The 17,300-nt window shown below is 64.5% G+C and carries 14 protein-coding genes; 13 read left to right on the forward strand and 1 reads right to left on the reverse strand.

The window, feature by feature from the left end:
* The first annotated feature begins 150 nt into the window (after positions 1 to 150).
* From dnaE to ispD, 8 genes are all read left to right on the forward strand, one after another.
* On the forward strand, positions 151 to 3,675 hold the full coding sequence (gene dnaE / locus ACO6VM_RS04140; protein ID WP_401056722.1) for a DNA polymerase III subunit alpha: 3,525 nt from the start codon (positions 151 to 153) through the stop codon (positions 3,673 to 3,675).
* A 107-nt stretch (positions 3,676 to 3,782) separates the two neighbouring features.
* Positions 3,783 to 4,730 (forward strand): acetyl-CoA carboxylase carboxyltransferase subunit alpha, encoded by a 948-nt coding sequence (locus tag ACO6VM_RS04145; RefSeq protein WP_110992408.1) that lies wholly within the window; start codon positions 3,783 to 3,785, stop codon positions 4,728 to 4,730.
* Positions 4,731 to 5,071: 341 nt separating this feature from the next.
* A complete protein-coding gene (gene tilS / locus ACO6VM_RS04150; protein WP_401056718.1) occupies positions 5,072 to 6,355 on the forward strand; it encodes a tRNA lysidine(34) synthetase TilS in 1,284 nt (427 codons plus the stop codon).
* A 269-nt stretch (positions 6,356 to 6,624) separates the two neighbouring features.
* Positions 6,625 to 8,253 (forward strand): CTP synthase, encoded by a 1,629-nt coding sequence (locus ACO6VM_RS04155; RefSeq protein ID WP_110992406.1) that lies wholly within the window; start codon positions 6,625 to 6,627, stop codon positions 8,251 to 8,253.
* 3 nt (positions 8,254 to 8,256) lie between these two features.
* On the forward strand, positions 8,257 to 9,102 hold the full coding sequence (gene kdsA / locus ACO6VM_RS04160) for a 3-deoxy-8-phosphooctulonate synthase (RefSeq protein ID WP_258642880.1): 846 nt from the start codon (positions 8,257 to 8,259) through the stop codon (positions 9,100 to 9,102).
* Positions 9,103 to 9,256: 154 nt separating this feature from the next.
* A complete protein-coding gene (eno, locus tag ACO6VM_RS04165; protein WP_422402794.1) occupies positions 9,257 to 10,546 on the forward strand; it encodes a phosphopyruvate hydratase in 1,290 nt (429 codons plus the stop codon).
* Positions 10,547 to 10,702: 156 nt separating this feature from the next.
* Positions 10,703 to 10,984 (forward strand): cell division protein FtsB, encoded by a 282-nt coding sequence (ftsB, locus tag ACO6VM_RS04170; protein WP_110992403.1) that lies wholly within the window; start codon positions 10,703 to 10,705, stop codon positions 10,982 to 10,984.
* Positions 10,981 to 11,688: a 2-C-methyl-D-erythritol 4-phosphate cytidylyltransferase gene (gene ispD, locus ACO6VM_RS04175; protein ID WP_401056714.1), complete on the forward strand. Its 708-nt coding sequence runs from the start codon at positions 10,981 to 10,983 to the stop codon at positions 11,686 to 11,688. The genes ftsB and ispD overlap by 4 nt, the downstream gene beginning before the upstream one ends.
* Before the next feature lie 116 nt (positions 11,689 to 11,804).
* On the opposite strand, the gene ACO6VM_RS04180 is transcribed toward ispD, so the two are convergent.
* Positions 11,805 to 12,704 (reverse strand): LysR substrate-binding domain-containing protein, encoded by a 900-nt coding sequence (locus ACO6VM_RS04180; protein ID WP_125859885.1) that lies wholly within the window; start codon positions 12,702 to 12,704, stop codon positions 11,805 to 11,807.
* A 108-nt stretch (positions 12,705 to 12,812) separates the two neighbouring features.
* Between ACO6VM_RS04180 and ACO6VM_RS04185 the strand changes: the two genes are divergently transcribed.
* The 5 genes from ACO6VM_RS04185 to surE all read left to right on the forward strand — a co-directional run bounded on the left by ACO6VM_RS04185 (position 12,813) and on the right by surE (position 17,262).
* Entirely contained in the window at positions 12,813 to 13,925 is a 1,113-nt protein-coding gene (locus tag ACO6VM_RS04185) for an S-(hydroxymethyl)glutathione dehydrogenase/class III alcohol dehydrogenase (protein WP_125861402.1), read from the forward strand.
* A gap of 10 nt (positions 13,926 to 13,935) precedes the next feature.
* Positions 13,936 to 14,784, forward strand: coding sequence for an S-formylglutathione hydrolase (gene fghA, locus ACO6VM_RS04190; RefSeq protein WP_401056712.1), 849 nt, complete (start codon positions 13,936 to 13,938; stop codon positions 14,782 to 14,784).
* Between the two features lie 212 nt (positions 14,785 to 14,996).
* Positions 14,997 to 15,470 carry a 2-C-methyl-D-erythritol 2,4-cyclodiphosphate synthase gene (gene ispF / locus ACO6VM_RS04195; protein WP_401056710.1) on the forward strand — a complete coding sequence of 158 codons (474 nt, stop codon included), beginning with the start codon at positions 14,997 to 14,999 and terminating at the stop codon, positions 15,468 to 15,470.
* Positions 15,467 to 16,525: a tRNA pseudouridine(13) synthase TruD gene (truD, locus tag ACO6VM_RS04200; protein WP_390968049.1), complete on the forward strand. Its 1,059-nt coding sequence runs from the start codon at positions 15,467 to 15,469 to the stop codon at positions 16,523 to 16,525. The genes ispF and truD overlap by 4 nt, the downstream gene beginning before the upstream one ends.
* Positions 16,513 to 17,262 carry a 5'/3'-nucleotidase SurE gene (gene surE / locus ACO6VM_RS04205; RefSeq protein ID WP_279845536.1) on the forward strand — a complete coding sequence of 250 codons (750 nt, stop codon included), beginning with the start codon at positions 16,513 to 16,515 and terminating at the stop codon, positions 17,260 to 17,262. Before truD ends, surE begins: the two co-directional genes overlap by 13 nt.
* Positions 17,263 to 17,300: the final 38 nt, after the last annotated feature.

A 17,300-nucleotide genomic window follows, 5' to 3' on the forward strand; every position in this document is an offset into this window, starting at 1 on the left:
CGCTCTCCTACCCTTGCTCGCTGTCGGCGGCACCTCCCTCCCCCCCCCGCGATGCATTCTGCAACCAACCGCTGGCCTCCAGGTGAGGCAAGCGAACGGCAATACGCTACAATCCCGCCCTTGTCGTTCAGCGCTGCTACAGGACTTTCCATGTCGGTTTCCTTCATTCACCTTCGCGTGCATTCCGAATTCTCCCTGGTCGACGGCCTGGTGCGGATCAAGCCGCTGGCCAAGGCCCTGGCCGGGATGAACATGCCGGCGGTGGCGATCACCGACCAGAGCAACATGTGCTCGCTGGTGAAGTTCTACAAGACCGCCATGGGCGCCGGTATCAAGCCGATCTGCGGCGCAGACCTGTGGCTGGCGGGCAGTGATCCCGAGGCACCGCTGTCGCGGATCTGTTTCCTGGCCATGAACCCCCAGGGCTACCGCAACCTCACCGAGCTGATCTCCAGGGGTTGGACCGACGGCCAGCGCAATGGCCTGGTGATCATCCAGCGTGAATGGATCGCCCCGGCCAGCGAGGGCCTGATCGCCCTGTCCGCAGGCAAGGAAGGCGATATCGGCGCGGCGCTGATGGCGGGCCGCGAGAATGAGGCCGAGGCCTTGCTCGGCGACTGGATGGGCATGTTCCCGGAGCGCTTCTACGTCGAGGTGCAGCGCACCAACCGTGCCGGTGACGAAGAATACGTGCACGCCGCCGTGGCGCTGGCCGACAAGCTCGGCGCGCCGCTGGTGGCGACCAACGACGTGCGTTTCATCAAGCAGTCGGACTTCGACGCCCACGAAACCCGGGTCTGCATCGGCGAAGGCTGGACCCTCGACGACCCCCGTCGGCCCCGTGGCTACAGCGACCAGCAGTACCTCAAGTCCGCCGAAGAGATGGCCGAGCTGTTCAGCGACCTGCCTGACGCCATCGCCAACACCGTGGAGATCGCCAAGCGCTGCAACATCACCGTGCAGCTGGGCAAGTACTTCCTGCCCGACTTCCCCACGCCCAACGGCATGGGCATCGACGACTACCTGCGCCATGTCTCCCACGAAGGCCTGGAAGAGCGCCTGGCGGTGCTCTGGCCGAAAGAGACCACGCCCAACTACGAAGAGAAGCGCCAGGTCTACCTGGACCGCCTGAAGTTCGAACTGGACATCATCATCCAGATGGGCTTCCCCGGTTACTTCCTGATCGTTATGGACTTCATCAAGTGGGCCAAGAACAACGACGTGCCGGTTGGCCCGGGCCGGGGCTCGGGTGCCGGCTCGCTGGTGGCCTATGTACTGAAGATCACCGACCTCGACCCGCTGGCCTACGACCTGCTGTTCGAACGTTTCCTCAACCCTGAACGTATTTCCATGCCCGACTTCGACGTCGACTTTTGCATGGATGGCCGCGACCGAGTGATCGATTACGTGGCCGAGGCCTATGGCCGCAATGCGGTCAGCCAGATCATCACCTTCGGCACCATGGCCGCCAAGGCGGTGGTGCGCGACGTGGCGCGGGTGCAGGGCAAGTCGTACGGCCTGGCCGACCGGCTGTCGAAGATGATCCCGTTCGAAGTGGGCATGACCCTGGAGAAGGCCTACGAGCAGGAAGAAATCCTGCGCGACTTCCTCAAGAGCGACGAGGATGGCCGCGAGATCTGGGACATGGCCCTCAAGCTCGAAGGGGTTACCCGCGGTACCGGCAAGCACGCCGGTGGTGTGGTAATCGCGCCTACCAAGCTCACCGACTTCTCGCCGATCGCCTGTGACGAAGAGGGCGGCGGCCTGGTGACCCAGTTCGACAAGGACGACGTCGAGGCCGCGGGCCTGGTGAAGTTCGACTTCCTCGGCCTGCGCACGCTGACCATCATCAAATGGGCGATGGAGATCATCAATCGCGAGCAGAAAAAGAACAATCTGCCCGACCTGAACATCGACTTCATCCCGCTGGATGACCGCAAGACCTACGAGCTGCTGCAGAAGGCCGAGACCACGGCGGTGTTCCAGCTCGAATCCCGCGGCATGAAAGAGCTGATCAAGAAGCTCAAGCCCGACTGCCTGGAAGATTTGATCGCACTGGTGGCGTTGTTCCGTCCCGGCCCGCTGCAGTCGGGCATGGTGGACGACTTCATCAACCGCAAGCACGGCCGCGCCGAGCTGGCCTACCCGCACGCCGACTACCAGTACGAAGGCCTCAAGCCGGTACTGGCGCCCACCTACGGCATCATCCTGTACCAGGAACAGGTGATGCAGATCGCCCAGGTGATGGCCGGCTACACCCTCGGCGGCGCCGACATGTTGCGCCGGGCGATGGGTAAGAAAAAGCCCGAGGAGATGGCCAAGCAGCGCGGCGGTTTCATCGAGGGTTGCGTTAGCAACAACATCGATGCGGACCTGGCCGGCAACATCTTCGATCTGGTAGAGAAATTCGCCGGTTACGGCTTCAACAAGTCCCACTCCGCGGCCTACGGCCTGGTGTCCTACCAGACCGCCTGGCTGAAGACCCACCACCCGGCGCCGTTCATGGCCGCGGTACTGTCGGCGGACATGCACAACACCGACAAGGTGGTGGTGCTGGTCGAGGAAGTGCGCAGCATGAAGCTGCGTCTCGATGCGCCGGACGTGAACTTCTCCGACTTCAAGTTTGCCGTCAACGAAGATGGCCGCATCGTCTATGGCCTGGGTGCGATCAAGGGCGTGGGTGAGGGGCCGGTGGAGGCAATTGTCGAGGCGCGGGCGCAAGGTGGCCCGTTCAAGGACCTGTTCGACTTCTGCGAACGCATCGACCTCAAGCGGGTCAACAAACGTACCCTCGACGCGCTGATCCGCAGTGGTGCGCTGGACCGCCTGGGCCCGCACTTCCATGACGAGATCAAGGCCTACCAGGCCAACATCGACATCAACCGCGCAACCTTGCTGTCGGCGCTGGGCGAGGCCGTCAAGGCTGCCGAGCAGGCGGCGCATACCGCCGACAGCGGCCACGTCGACCTGTTCGGCAGCATGTTCGACGAGGCGGATGTCGACGTCTACGCCAACCACCGCAAGGTGCGCGAGCTGACGCTCAAGGAGCGCCTCAAGGGCGAAAAGGACACCCTCGGGCTGTATCTCACCGGCCACCCGATCGATGAATACGAGACCGAGATCCGCCGCTTCGCCCGCCAGCGCATCATCGACCTCAAGCCGGCGCGTGACACCCAAACCATTGCCGGGATGATCATTGCCCTGCGGGTGATGAAGAACAAGAAGGGCGACAAGATGGGCTTCGTGACCCTGGACGACCGCTCCGGGCGTATCGAAGCCTCGCTGTTCGCCGACGCCTTCATGGCCGCGCAAGCGTTGCTGCAGACCGACGCCATGGTGGTGGTGGAAGGGGAGGTCAGCAACGATGACTTCTCCGGCGGCCTGCGCCTGCGGGTCAAGACGGTGATGACCATGGAGGATGCACGCACCAAGCTGGCCGAAAGCCTGCGCTTGAAAGTCGCCCATGAGGCGCTCAAGGGCGATCGGCTGAAGTGGCTGGGCGAGCTGATCACCCGTCACCGCGGGGGCTGCCCGATCACCCTGGAGTATACCGGCAGCGACGCCAAGGCCATGCTGCAGTTCGGCGACCAGTGGTGCATCGACCCGGCCGATGGCTTGATTCAGGCACTGCGTGACCAGTTCGGGCGTGAGAACGTCTTCCTGCAATATCGTTGAATCGACAAAACATTTAATCTCGACCTGAATGCGCCTGATCCCTTAAGGTAGGGCGCCAAACGGATCAACCGGCCGGCCGCCTGGCCGTAGACCCAAGACGGATGACTATGAACCCGAATTTTCTCGATTTCGAACAGCCGATTGCCGACCTGCAAGCCAAGATCGAAGGCCTGCGCCTGGTAGGCAACGACAACTCGCTGAACATCAGCGATGAAATTGCCCGTCTGCAAGACAAGAGCAACACACTGACCGAGAGCATCTTCGGCAACCTGACCAGCTGGCAGATCGCTCGCCTGGCCCGTCACCCGCGCCGTCCGTATACCCTCGACTACATCGACCACATCTTCACCGAGTTCGAAGAGCTGCACGGCGACCGTCATTTCGCCGACGACGCCGCCATCGTCGGTGGTACCGCGCGCCTCAACGACAAGCCGGTGATGGTCATCGGTCATCAGAAAGGCCGCGAAGTGCGCGAGAAGGTTCGCCGCAACTTCGGCATGCCGCGCCCGGAGGGCTACCGCAAGGCCTGCCGTCTGATGGAGATGGCCGAGCGCTTCAAGATGCCGATCCTGACCTTCATCGACACCCCGGGCGCCTACCCGGGCATCGACGCCGAAGAGCGCAACCAGAGTGAAGCCATCGCCTGGAACCTGCGGGTGATGGCGCGCCTGAAGACCCCGATCATCGCCACCGTGATCGGTGAAGGTGGTTCCGGCGGTGCACTGGCCATTGGCGTGTGCGACCAGCTGAACATGCTGCAGTACTCGACCTACTCGGTGATCTCGCCGGAAGGTTGCGCCTCGATCCTGTGGAAGACCGCCGACCGTGCCGCCGACGCTGCCGAGGCCATGGGCGTGACCGCCGATCGCCTGAAGAGCCTGAACATCGTCGATAAGGTCATCCAGGAGCCGCTGGGCGGCGCCCACCGTGACCCGGCCAAGGTCTCTGCAAGCATCCGTGCCGACCTGATCGAACAGCTGGACATGCTCGGCAAGCTCGACAACGATGCGCTGCTCAAGCGCCGTTACGATCGCCTGATGAGCTACGGTCTCTAATACGCCGCAGCAGCAATCGCGGGGCAAGCCCGCTCCCACGGGATCGCGCAATGCCTGAAGCAAGCGCCGTTCTCGTGGGATCGCGCAATGCCTGAAGCAAGCGCCGTTCTCGTGGGATCGCGCAATGCCTGAAGCAAGCGCCGTTCCCGTGGGATCGCGCAATGCCTGAAGCAAGCGCCGTTCCCGTGGGAGCGCGCAATGCCTGAAGCAAGCGCCGTTCCCGTGGGATCGCGCAATGCCTGAAGCAAGCGCCGTTCCCGTGGGATCGCGCAATGCCTGAAGCAAGCGCCGTTCTCGTGGGAGCGGGCTTGCCCCGCGATGCTTTCGCAAGTGAGGCCCCGATGCTCAACCTCACCCCTTGGCTAAACGCCCCCGCCTGGTACATCGCCTTCTCCGGCGGCCTCGACTCCACCGTCCTCCTGCACCTGCTGGCCGACTACGTCCGCAACCACCCCGCGCCGCCGCTGCGTGCCGTCCATGTGCACCATGGTCTGCAAGCTGTCGCCGATGCATGGCCAGCCCACTGCAAAACCGTCTGCGATGCCCTGGGCATCGAACTCGACGTCATTCGCGTTCAGGTAGCCCCGGGTGCCAGCCTTGAGCAGGCTGCCCGCGATGCCCGCTACGCGGCCTTCGAAAAGCTGCTCGCCCCAGGCGCCGTGCTGTTCACCGGCCAGCACCGTGACGATCAGGCCGAAACCTTGCTGTTCCGTCTGCTGCGCGGCGCCGGGTTGCGGGGCCTGTCGGCCATGCCCGAGGTGCGGCCGCTGGGGCAGGGCGGGCTGGTTCGCCCGATGCTCAAACTGTCGCGTGAGCAATTGCAGGCCTATGCCCGGAGCAAGGGGTTGGCGTGGGTCGATGATCCCAGCAATACCGACACCACCTTCGCCCGCAACTACCTGCGTGGCGAGGTGTTGCCGCTGCTGAGGCAGCGCTGGCCCCAGGCCGAAGCGAGCCTGGCACGCAGCGCCGAGCACCTGGGGGAGGCATTGGGCCTGCTGGACGAGCTGGCCGCAGCCGACCTGGCGGCGGCCTGCGGCAATGCGCCGCTGCCTTGGCTCGGGCTGGACTCCCTCGACCTTGCCACCCTCGCGGCGTTGTCGCCAGCGCGCCAGCGCAATGCCCTGCAATACTGGCTTGGCCGGCGCACCCGGTTGCCCGACAGCCGTCACTGGGCGGGCTGGAACGACCTGCGCGACGCAGCGGCCGACGCCCGGCCGGTGTGGCGCCTGACCGACGGCGAGTTGCAGCGCAGCCATGGACGCATCTGGTGGTTGAGTGGCGAGTGGCAGCGCGCGCCATCGGCGGAGCCTGCCTGGCATGACCCGACCCAGCCGCTGGCATTGCCGGGCAATGGCCATGTGCGGCTGGCAGCGCAATCGGCCGCTGCGGGCCTGCGCATCGCCTATCGCCAGGGCGGCGAGGTGCTGGACCTTCCCGGTCGTGGCCGGCGTGACCTCAAGCGCCTGCTCAACGAGTTGCAGATCCCGCATTTCGTGCGCCCGCGTCTGCCGTTGCTGTATCAGGGCGAGCGGTTGCTGGCGGTGGCCAACCTGCCCGAGCTGGGGGCGGCAAATTGCCAGTTGCACTGGCAGCCGCCGACCAGCGTGCAAGGTTTGAGCTGAAGGGTACATTCCGGTAGACTACCCTCCCTTCTTGATACAACTTCTGTGGGTTCCTCGAAAACACAGGGGTTGCCGATTACCAAGCAGTTTTTTGCTGGGCTGATTCTTAAAATGACGAGCGAGCTCCATGCCGGGGATACCCCTGGTCTGTACAGACGCGGCAGTTGTTCGAGATGCACTGTGATTGACGCAGGTGATCGGGGGCTTCGGCCTTCCTTCGCTTTCTCCGGCGGCGCGTGCCGCCTTAACGCAGACTTCTAGGGTTTTTCATGACGCGCTACATATTCGTCACGGGCGGTGTTGTTTCTTCATTGGGGAAAGGCATTGCCTCGGCTTCCCTGGCGGCCATCCTGGAAGCGCGGGGGCTCAAAGTCACCATGCTCAAGCTGGACCCGTACATCAACGTCGACCCGGGCACCATGAGCCCGTTCCAGCACGGTGAAGTATTCGTCACCCACGACGGCGCCGAGACCGACCTCGACCTGGGCCACTACGAGCGGTTCATCCGCACCACGATGACCCAGAACAACAACTTCACCACCGGCCGTATCTACGAGCACGTGCTGCGCAAAGAGCGCCGTGGTGACTACCTGGGCGCGACCATCCAGGTCATCCCGCACATCACCGACGAAATCAAGCGTCGCATCATCAAGGGCGCCGGCGATGCCGACGTCGCGCTGGTCGAGATCGGCGGCACCGTGGGTGACATCGAGTCGCAGCCGTTCCTCGAGGCCATCCGCCAGCTGCGCGTCGAAGTGGGCTCCAAGCGCGCCATGCTGATGCACCTGACGCTGGTGCCGTACATCGCCACCGCCGGTGAGACCAAGACCAAGCCGACTCAGCACTCGGTCAAGGAGCTGCGCTCCATCGGCCTGCAGCCTGACGTGCTGATCTGCCGTTCCGACCACCCGGTCGACGCCTCGTCGCGCCGCAAGATTGCGCTGTTCACCAACGTTGAAGAGCGTGCGGTGATTTCGCTGGAAGACGTCGACACCATCTACAAGATCCCTGGCGTACTGCACGCACAAGGCCTGGACGACTTCGTCGTCGAGCGCTTCGCCCTGCAGTGCAACAGCGCCGACCTGTCCGAGTGGGACAAGGTGGTCGATGCCAAGCTCAATCCTGAGCAGGAAGTGACCATCGCCATGGTCGGCAAGTACATGGAGCTGCTGGATGCGTACAAGTCGCTGATCGAAGCGATGAGCCACGCCGGCATCACCAACCGCACCAAGGTCAACCTGCGCTACATCGACTCCGAAGACATCGAGAACCAGGGCACCAGCCTGCTCGAAGGCGCCGATGCCATCCTGGTCCCGGGCGGTTTCGGCCTGCGCGGCGTGGAAGGCAAGATCACCGCGGTGCAGTACGCCCGTGAGAACAAGGTCCCGTACCTGGGCATCTGCCTCGGCATGCAGGTGGCCGTGATCGAGTTCGCCCGTAACGTGATGGGCTGGAAAGACGCCAACTCCACCGAGTTCGACCGCAACAGCGGCCACCCGGTCGTCGGCCTGATCACCGAGTGGGCAGACGCCACCGGCGCGGTCGAGACCCGTACCGAAGCCTCCGACCTGGGCGGCACCATGCGCCTGGGCGCACAGGACTGCCAGCTGGCATCGGGCTCGAAAGTGCACGACTGCTACGGCAAGGACATCATCACCGAGCGTCACCGTCACCGCTACGAAGTGAACAACAACCTGCTGCCACAACTGGTCGACGCCGGCCTGGTGGTCTCGGGTCGTTCCGAAGACGGCGCGCTGGTGGAAGTGGTCGAGTCCAAGGACCACCCATGGTTCGTCGCCTGCCAGTTCCACCCGGAGTTCACCTCGACGCCACGTGACGGTCACCCGCTGTTCAGCGGCTTCGTCAAGGCAGCCCTGGCACAGAAGAACAAGGCCTGATCCATGACTCAGAAGATCATTCGCGTCGGTAACATCGAGATCGCCAACGACAAGCCGTTCGTCCTGTTCGGCGGCATGAACGTCCTGGAGTCCCGTGACCTGGCAATGAAGGTCTGCGAGGAGTACGTGCGGGTGACCGAGAAACTCGGCATCCCGTACGTGTTCAAGGCCAGCTTCGACAAGGCCAACCGCTCGTCGGTGGCCTCGTACCGTGGCCCGGGCATGGAAGAAGGCCTGAAGATCTTCGAAGAGATCAAGCAGACCTTCAACGTGCCGGTGATCACCGACGTGCACGAGCCCTACCAGTGCGAGCCGGTGGCCAAGGTGTGCGACATCATCCAGTTGCCGGCCTTCCTGTCGCGCCAGACCGACCTGGTGGTGGCGATGGCCAAGACCGGTGCGGTGATCAACATCAAGAAGGCGCAGTTCCTTGCGCCCCACGAGATGAAGCACATCCTCGCCAAGTGCGTCGAAGCCGGCAACGACCAGCTCATCCTGTGTGAGCGCGGTTCGAGCTTCGGCTACAACAACCTGGTGGTGGACATGCTCGGCTTCGGCATCATGAAGCAGTTCGAGTACCCGGTGTTCTTCGACGTCACCCACTCGCTGCAGACGCCGGGCGGCCGTGCCGACTCCGCCGGTGGCCGCCGTGCCCAGGTCACCGACCTGGCCAAGGCCGGCATGAGCCAGGGCCTGGCCGGGCTGTTCCTCGAAGCCCACCCGGACCCGGACAACGCCAAGTGCGACGGCCCGTGCGCCCTGCGCCTGGACAAGCTGGAGCCGTTCCTCGCCCAGCTCAAGCAGCTGGACGACCTGGTGAAAAGTTTTCCGACGGTAGAAACCGCGTAAAGCTCATTTCTCGGGTAAAGTACCGCCCGTTCCAACCCCTGACCTATCGGTCAGGGGCTCCCTTCGCCAGGCCTGCCCGTGCCATGTCGCCTGGTGAACGGCAAGAATTCCCAAAAGTTGCGTTAGTTTCGTCAATTCTGGAGTGCTTACAACAATGGCAAAGATCGTCGACATCAAAGGTCGTGAAGTTCTCGATTCCCGTGGCAACCCCACCGTGGAAGCCGACGTGCTGCTCGACAACGGCATCATCGGCAGCGCCTGCGCGCCGTCTGGTGCTTCCACTGGCTCGCGCGAAGCGCTGGAGCTGCGTGATGGCGACAAGAGCCGTTACCTGGGCAAGGGCGTGCTGAAGGCCGTCGGCAACATCAACGGCCCGATCCGCGAGTTGCTGCTGGGCAAGGACCCATCGGACCAGAAAGCCCTCGACCGCGCCATGATCGAACTGGACGGTACCGAGAACAAGGCCAAGCTGGGCGCCAACGCCATCCTGGCTGTTTCCCTGGCTGCCGCCAAGGCCGCCGCCCAGGACCTGGACCTGCCGCTGTACGCGCACATCGCCAACCTCAACGGCACCCCGGGCCAGTACTCCATGCCGGTACCGATGATGAACATCATCAACGGCGGTGAGCACGCCGACAACAACGTCGACATCCAGGAGTTCATGGTGCAGCCGGTTGGCGCCAAGACCTTCTCCGACGGCCTGCGCATGGGCACCGAGATCTTCCACCACCTCAAAGCCGTGCTCAAGGCCCGTGGCCTGAACACCGCCGTCGGTGACGAAGGTGGCTTCGCGCCGAACCTGGCTTCCAACGAAGACGCCCTGGCCGCCATCGCCGAAGCCGTCGAGAAAGCCGGCTACAAGCTGGGCACCGACGTGACCCTGGCCCTGGACTGCGCCGCTTCCGAGTTCTACGAAGACGGCAAGTACAACCTGTCCGGTGAAGGCAGGTCGTTCGACGCCGAAGGTTTCGCCGAGTACCTCAAAGGCCTGACCGAGCGTTTCCCGATCATCTCGATCGAAGACGGCCTGGACGAGTCCGACTGGGCTGGCTGGAAAATCCTCACCGACAAGATCGGCGAGAAAGTCCAGCTGGTGGGCGACGACCTGTTCGTTACCAACACCAAGATCCTCAAGGAAGGCATCGAGAAGGGCATCGGTAACTCGATCCTGATCAAGTTCAACCAGATCGGCTCGCTGACCGAAACCCTGGAAGCCATCCAGATGGCCAAGGCCGCCGGCTACACCGCGGTGATTTCGCACCGTTCGGGTGAAACCGAGGACTCGACCATTGCCGACCTGGCCGTTGGTACCGCTGCTGGCCAGATCAAGACCGGCTCGCTGTGCCGCTCCGACCGCGTCAGCAAGTACAACCAGCTGCTGCGTATCGAAGAGCAACTGGGTGCCAAGGCCGTCTACCGTGGCCGCGCCGAGTTTCGCGGCTGAGCAAGAGATGGTAAAAAGGCAGCAGCCGAGGCAGCCTGAACATTCGTACTGAATGTTCAGATGCTTCACACGGGTTTCTGTCGACGAAGCCTGGCCTCGGCCAGGCTTCGTGCTATCGGAAGCTCGCTGCGGCGGCCTTATACCCTGGATATCTTCATGCGCAGTCCCTATTGGTTGTTTCTCGTTCTGCTCCTGCTGCTCGGCGGCCTGCAATATCGCCTTTGGGTGGGTAATGGCAGCCTGGCGCAAGTGACCGAGCTCAAGCAGCAGATTGACGAACAGCACGCCGAGAACGAACGGCTGCTGGAGCGTAATCGCGTGCTCGATGCGGAGGTCCTGGAGCTGAAGAAAGGTATGGAGACCGTGGAAGAACGGGCTCGTCATGAACTGGGGATGGTCAAAGAGGGCGAAACCCTCTACCAGCTGCCGCAAAAATGACTCAGCAATTGCCGGCCTTCTGGGCCGTGATTCCCGCCGCGGGCGTTGGTGCCCGCATGGCTGCCGACCGGCCCAAGCAGTATCTGCAGTTGGGCGGGCAGACAATCCTCGAGCATAGCCTCGACTGTTTTCTAGGCCACCCCGCGCTCAAGGGCGTGGTGGTCAGTATTGCCGATGAAGACCCTTACTGGCCCGGCCTGCGCTGTGCCAGCGATGGGCGCATCCAGCGTGCCCCGGGCGGGCGCGAGCGTGCCGACTCGGTGCTCAATGCCTTGCTGTTGCTGCATGCCCAGGGGGCGTCGGACGACGACTGGGTACTGGTGCACGATGCGGCGCGGCCCAACCTGGCGCGTAGCGACCTGGACCGGTTGTTGGCCGAGTTGGCCGATGACGCCGTGGGTGGCTTGTTGGCGGTCCCGGCGCGGGACACCCTCAAGCGTGCCGGCGCCGATGGCCGGGTGAGCGCCACGGTGGATCGCAGTACCGTCTGGCTGGCGTATACGCCGCAGATGTTCCGTCTGGGGATGCTGCACCGGGCGCTGGCCGAGTGCCTGGTGTCGGATGTGGCGGTCACCGATGAGTCCTCCGCCATCGAGTGGGCCGGCTACGCGCCACGCCTGATCGAAGGGCGCAGCGACAACATCAAGGTGACCCGGCCGGAAGACCTGGAGTGGTTGCGCCAGCGCTGGGCTGGGCGCCGTTGAAATAGGCGCTGCTGATGCGGGCGGCGTGGGAGCGGGCTTGCCCCGTGATGGGGTCATGACGAGTGACGCTGATTGCCGGGCTGACCCCATCGGGGGGCAAGCCCGCTCCCACGCGGTTATCCCACGGCCCTGTACTCCGGCAACTGCGCCAACCCTTCCTTGAGATAGTCCACCAACCGTCGCACCTTCGGCGACAGATGCCGCTGCTGCGGATACAGCGCCCACACCGCCGTATTCGGCGGCTGGTGCCCCTCCAGCAACGACACCAGCGCGCCACTGTGCAGATGCTCCAGCACGTAATAATCCGGTAGCTGGCACAAGCCCATCCCCTGCAGCGCCGCATCCAGCACCGCCTGCCCGCTGTTGCAACGCCAGTTGCCCTGCACCCGCTGGCTGAACTCACGCCCATCCTGCTGCAGCGCCCACAGGTCGGAGCTGCCGATCAGGCAATTGTGCCGCGCCAGTTCCGACAGGCTGTGGGGGCGGCCATATCGCTCCAGGTAGGCGGGCGAGGCGCACAGGTACATGCGCCGAGGCGCCAGGCGCGTGGCGACCAGCCGCGAGTCCTGCAGGCGGCCCAGGCGGATCGCCATGTCCATGCCTTCATGCAGCAGGTCGAGGGTGCGGTTGCTCAGTTCCACCTCGACCCGCAATTGTGGGTACTGCGCCATGAACCGCGTCACCAGCGGCACGATGAAGCGCTCACCATAGGCAACGGCGCAAGTCATGCGCAGCAAGCCTTTGGGTTCGCTGGCCAGGTCGCCCATGGCGCGCAGTGCCTCTTCACGGCCATCCTGCAGGCGCTGGCAATGCTGGAGGAAGGTCTGTCCGGCTTCGCTCAGCGTCACCCGCCGGGTGCTGCGGTACAGCAGGCGGGTCTGCAGGCGTTCTTCAAGGCGGGCGATCTGCCGGCTGATATGGGACGAGGACACCCCCAGGCGCTCGGCGGCCGCGGTGAACTGGCCTGACTCGGCGACGGCGACGAACTCGTCGATGCCTTCCCAGCGACTGCTCATGGATTATCCCTGTATGGCAATAATGTTTTTTAGTTGGCCGGATTATTCATCAAATAGGCATGAATTACACTGCGAGACTGATATCGACACTCTGTCTGGAGACCCATGATGATCAAGTCCCGTGCTGCCGTAGCCTTCGAGGCCAAGAAACCCCTGGAAATCGTCGAAGTCGACGTGGCCATGCCCAAGGCCGGTGAAGTGCTGTTGCGCGTGGTCGCCTCCGGGGTCTGCCACACCGACGCCTACACCCTGTCCGGTGCCGACCCGGAGGGCATCTTCCCGTCGATCCTCGGCCATGAGGGCGGGGCGATCGTCGAGGCGGTAGGTGAGGGCGTCACCTCGGTGGCGGTCGGTGACCATGTGATCCCGCTGTACACCCCGGAATGTGGCAAGTGCAAATTCTGCCTGTCGGGCAAGACCAACCTGTGCCAGGCGATCCGCGCCACCCAGGGCAAGGGCCTGATGCCCGATGGCACCAGCCGTTTCAGCTACAAGGGCCAGCAGCTGTTCCACTACATGGGTACCTCGACGTTCTCCGAGTACACCGTGCTGCCGGAAATCTCCGTGGCCAAGATCCAGAAGGAAGCGCCGCTGGAGAAGGTCTGCCTGCTCGGCTGCGGCGTGACCACCGGCATCGGTGCCGTGCTCAATACCGCCAAGGTCAAGCCGGGTGACACCGTGGCCATCTTCGGCCTGGGCGGCATTGGCTTGTCGGCGGTGATCGGTGCGGTCAAGGCCAAGGCCTCGCGCATCATCGCCATCGACATCAACCCGGCCAAGTTCGAGATCGCCCGCCAATTGGGCGCCACCGACTGCATCAACCCTAAGGACTACGACCGCCCGATCCAGGAAGTCATCGTCGACCTTACCGACGGCGGCGTGGACTTCTCCTTCGAGTGCATCGGCAACGTGCAGCTGATGCGTGCGGCACTGGAGTGCTGCCACAAAGGCTGGGGCGAATCGGTGATCATCGGCGTGGCCGGTGCCGGCCAGGAAATCGCCACCCGTCCGTTCCAGCTGGTCACCGGCCGCGTCTGGCGCGGTTCGGCGTTCGGCGGCGTGCGTGGCCGCAGCGAGCTGCCGAGCTACGTGGAGATGGCCGAGAAGGGCGAGATCCCGCTGGACACCTTCATTACCCACACCATGGGCCTGGAAGACATCAACAAGGCCTTCGACCTGATGCACGAAGGCAAGAGCATCCGTAGCGTTATCCACTTCTGAGGCCCCTGCCATGACGCTGGAAAACATCTCCTGCCAGAAAAGCTTCGGCGGCTGGCACAAGCGCTACCGGCACAGCTCCAAGGTGCTTGGTTGCGACATGGTGTTCGCCGTGTACCTGCCGCCCCAGGCCGAGCAGGGCGAGAAGCTGCCGGTGCTGTACTGGCTCAGCGGCCTGACCTGCACCGACGAGAACTTCATGCAGAAGGCCGGCGCCCAGCGTCTGGCCGCGGAGCTAGGGCTGATCATCGTCGCCCCTGATACCAGCCCGCGGGGCGAAGGGGTGCCGGGTGATCCGGAGGGCGCCTGGGACTTCGGCCTGGGGGCCGGCTTCTACCTCAACGCCACCCAGCAGCCCTGGGCCCAGCACTACCGCATGCACGACTACGTGGTGGACGAGCTGCCGGCACTGATCGAGGCGCACTTCCCGGCGTCCGATCAGCGCAGCATCAGTGGCCACTCCATGGGCGGGCATGGCGCGCTGGTCTGCGCCCTGCGCAACCCGGGGCGTTACCGCTCGGTGTCGGCGTTCTCGCCAATCAGCAACCCGATGGACTGCCCTTGGGGCGAGAAGGCGTTCAGCCGCTACCTGGGCGAAGACCGGGCGCGCTGGCGCGAGTGGGATGCCAGTGTGTTGCTGGCCGAGGCGGGTGAATGCCCGCCGCTGCTGGTGGACCAGGGGGATCGCGACGACTTCCTCGAAAAACAGCTCAAGCCAGAAGTGCTGGAGCAGGCCGCCCGTAAGGGCGGGCATGGGCTGACCCTGCGTTTGCAGCCGGGTTACGACCATAGCTACTACTTCATCGCCAGCTTCATCGATGAGCATCTGCGCCATCATGCGGTGGCACTGGGCAGGGCCTGACAACCTAGGGGGGGGGGGGGGGGGGGGGGGGGGGGGGGGGGGGGGGGGGGGGGGGGGGGGGGGGGGGGGGGGGATGGGACCCTCGGGGGGCGCCCGCCTCTCTCTTGTGGGGGTGGGCCACCCCCCCCCCCCCCCCGATAGGCCTGCTGCAACCCCCCAATCCCCTGCAAAGCAGGTAGAATCACGCCCTGTCTCAATCAGGGCGTTTTTCTATGCGTATTGGCCATGGCTACGATGTCCACCGTTTCGCCGACGGTGATTTCATTACCCTGGGCGGGGTGCGTATCCCCCACAAATACGGCCTGCTGGCCCATTCCGATGGTGACGTGCTGCTGCACGCCCTGAGCGATGCTCTGCTTGGCGCTGCGGCGCTGGGCGACATCGGCAAGCACTTCCCGGACACCGACCCGCAGTTCAAGGGCGCCGACAGCCGCGTGCTGCTGCGCCATGTGCTGGCTGTCGTGCGCAACAAGGGCTGGAAGGTCGGCAACGTCGACGCCACCATCGTCGCCCAGGCGCCGAAAATGGCCCCGCATATCGAAACCATGCGCCAGCGCATCGCCGAAGACCTGCAGGTCGAGCTCGACCAGGTCAACGTCAAGGCCACCACCGAAGAAAAGCTGGGCTTCACCGGCCGTGAGGAGGGGATCGCTGTGCATGCGGTTGCCCTGTTGCTGCCGGTATGAACGAACTGCAACTGCTGGGGCCGCGTGCCTCGGGTGAGGCCCTGGGTACTGCGGTGCTCAAGGCGGTGGCCGAAGATTTCCAGGTCGACGAAGTGCTCGACATCCCGCTGTCCGGCCAGGGCGAGCACCTGTGGCTGTGGGTCGAGAAGCGTGACCTCAACACCGAAGAAGCCGCCCGCCGCCTGGCGCGCGCCGCCGGCGTGCCAGTGCGTTCGATCAGCTATGCCGGCCTCAAGGACCGTCAGGCCCTGACCCGCCAATGGTTCAGCCTGCACCTGCCGGGCAAGGCCGACCCTGACCTGTCCCGTGCCGAAGACGAAACCCTGCGTGTGCTCAAGCAGGTGCGCCACCAGCGCAAGCTGCAGCGTGGCGCCCATGCGGCCAACGGTTTCACGCTGCGCCTGACCGCGCTGCAGGCCGACCACCAGGCCCTCGATGCACGCCTCGAGCAACTCAAGCAGCACGGTGTGCCCAACTACTTCGGTGGCCAACGTTTCGGCCATGCCGGTGGCAATGTTCACGATGCCCAGGATTGGGCGGCCCGCCAGGCGTTGCCGGAGCAACGCAACGTACGTTCGCGGTTGCTCTCGGCGGCGCGCAGCTACCTGTTCAACCAGGTGCTGGCCGCGCGCGTGGCCGATGGCAGCTGGCAGCGCGCCCAGGTCGGCGACTTGTTGGCCTTCACCGACAGCCGCAGCTTCTTCCCCGCGGGCGAGGCCGAATGCAGCGATCCACGGCTGGCCATTCTCGACCTGCACCCCACCGGCCCCCTATGGGGTGAAGGCGATGCCCCGAGCAGTGGCGCCACGCTGGCGATCGAATCGGCCATCGCCGAACAGCATCCAGCACTGTGCCAATGGCTGGCGCGGGCGGGCATGGATCACGAACGACGTATCCTGCGGCTCCCTATTGGGCGGCTGACGTGGCATTATCCCGAGCCTGATATCCTGCAACTGGAATTCGTCCTTCCGGCCGGATGCTTCGCCACCGTGGTGGTGCGCGAACTCGTCGATCTGGTGCCGGCAGGGCAGACGGACAGCCCATGCGTATTCTGATTTCGAATGACGACGGTGTTACCGCACCTGGCCTCGCCGCGCTGCATGCTGCGCTGGCGGATTACGCCGAGTGCGCGGTGATTGCCCCGGATCAAGACAAGAGCGGCGCCGGCAGTTCGCTGACGCTGGACCGGCCCCTGCACCCGCAGACATTGGCCAACGGCTTCATCAGCCTCAACGGCACGCCGACCGACTGCGTGCACCTGGGGCTCAACGGCCTGTTGCCGCAAACCCCTGACATGGTGGTGTCCGGTATCAACCTGGGCGCCAACCTGGGCGATGACGTGCTGTATTCCGGCACGGTCGCCGCCGCGCTCGAAGGGCGCTTCCTGGGGGGCACGTCACTGGCCTTCTCGCTGCTCTCGCGACAAACCGATAACCTGCCGGCGGCGGCCTACATCGCCCGTCGCCTGGTCGAGGCGCAGGCACGCCTGGAGCTGCCGCCACGCACCGTGCTCAACATCAACATCCCCAACCTGCCGTTGGAGCATATCCGCGGCATCCAGCTCACCCGGCTGGGGCACCGGGCACGCGCGGCGGCACCGACCAAGGTGGTCAACCCGCGGGGCAAGGAAGGCTACTGGATCGCCGTGGCCGGCGATGCCGAGGATGGCGGGCCGGGCACTGACTTCCACGCGGTGATGCAGGGCTATGTGTCGATCACCCCGTTGCAGCTGGACCGCACCTTCAATGACGCCTTCGAGCGCTTCGAGGGCTGGCTGGAGGGCGTGCTCTGATGCGCGAACAGGACGATCTGATGCGCCGAGGTATCGGC

Origin of the sequence: Pseudomonas sp. GZD-209 (assembly GCF_049310485.1) — a bacterium.
Classification (GTDB): domain Bacteria; phylum Pseudomonadota; class Gammaproteobacteria; order Pseudomonadales; family Pseudomonadaceae; genus Aquipseudomonas; species Aquipseudomonas sichuanensis.

Coding starts and splice junctions, on each gene's coding strand:
- dnaE (WP_401056722.1), top strand. CDS start 151: ATGTCGGTTTCCTTCATTCACCTTCGCGTGCATTCCGAATTCTCCCTG.
- ACO6VM_RS04145 (WP_110992408.1), top strand. CDS start 3,783: ATGAACCCGAATTTTCTCGATTTCGAACAGCCGATTGCCGACCTGCAA.
- tilS (WP_401056718.1), top strand. CDS start 5,072: ATGCTCAACCTCACCCCTTGGCTAAACGCCCCCGCCTGGTACATCGCC.
- ACO6VM_RS04155 (WP_110992406.1), top strand. CDS start 6,625: ATGACGCGCTACATATTCGTCACGGGCGGTGTTGTTTCTTCATTGGGG.
- kdsA (WP_258642880.1), top strand. CDS start 8,257: ATGACTCAGAAGATCATTCGCGTCGGTAACATCGAGATCGCCAACGAC.
- eno (WP_422402794.1), top strand. CDS start 9,257: ATGGCAAAGATCGTCGACATCAAAGGTCGTGAAGTTCTCGATTCCCGT.
- ftsB (WP_110992403.1), top strand. CDS start 10,703: ATGCGCAGTCCCTATTGGTTGTTTCTCGTTCTGCTCCTGCTGCTCGGC.
- ispD (WP_401056714.1), top strand. CDS start 10,981: ATGACTCAGCAATTGCCGGCCTTCTGGGCCGTGATTCCCGCCGCGGGC.
- ACO6VM_RS04180 (WP_125859885.1), bottom strand. CDS start 12,704: ATGAGCAGTCGCTGGGAAGGCATCGACGAGTTCGTCGCCGTCGCCGAG.
- ACO6VM_RS04185 (WP_125861402.1), top strand. CDS start 12,813: ATGATCAAGTCCCGTGCTGCCGTAGCCTTCGAGGCCAAGAAACCCCTG.
- fghA (WP_401056712.1), top strand. CDS start 13,936: ATGACGCTGGAAAACATCTCCTGCCAGAAAAGCTTCGGCGGCTGGCAC.
- ispF (WP_401056710.1), top strand. CDS start 14,997: ATGCGTATTGGCCATGGCTACGATGTCCACCGTTTCGCCGACGGTGAT.
- truD (WP_390968049.1), top strand. CDS start 15,467: ATGAACGAACTGCAACTGCTGGGGCCGCGTGCCTCGGGTGAGGCCCTG.
- surE (WP_279845536.1), top strand. CDS start 16,513: ATGCGTATTCTGATTTCGAATGACGACGGTGTTACCGCACCTGGCCTC.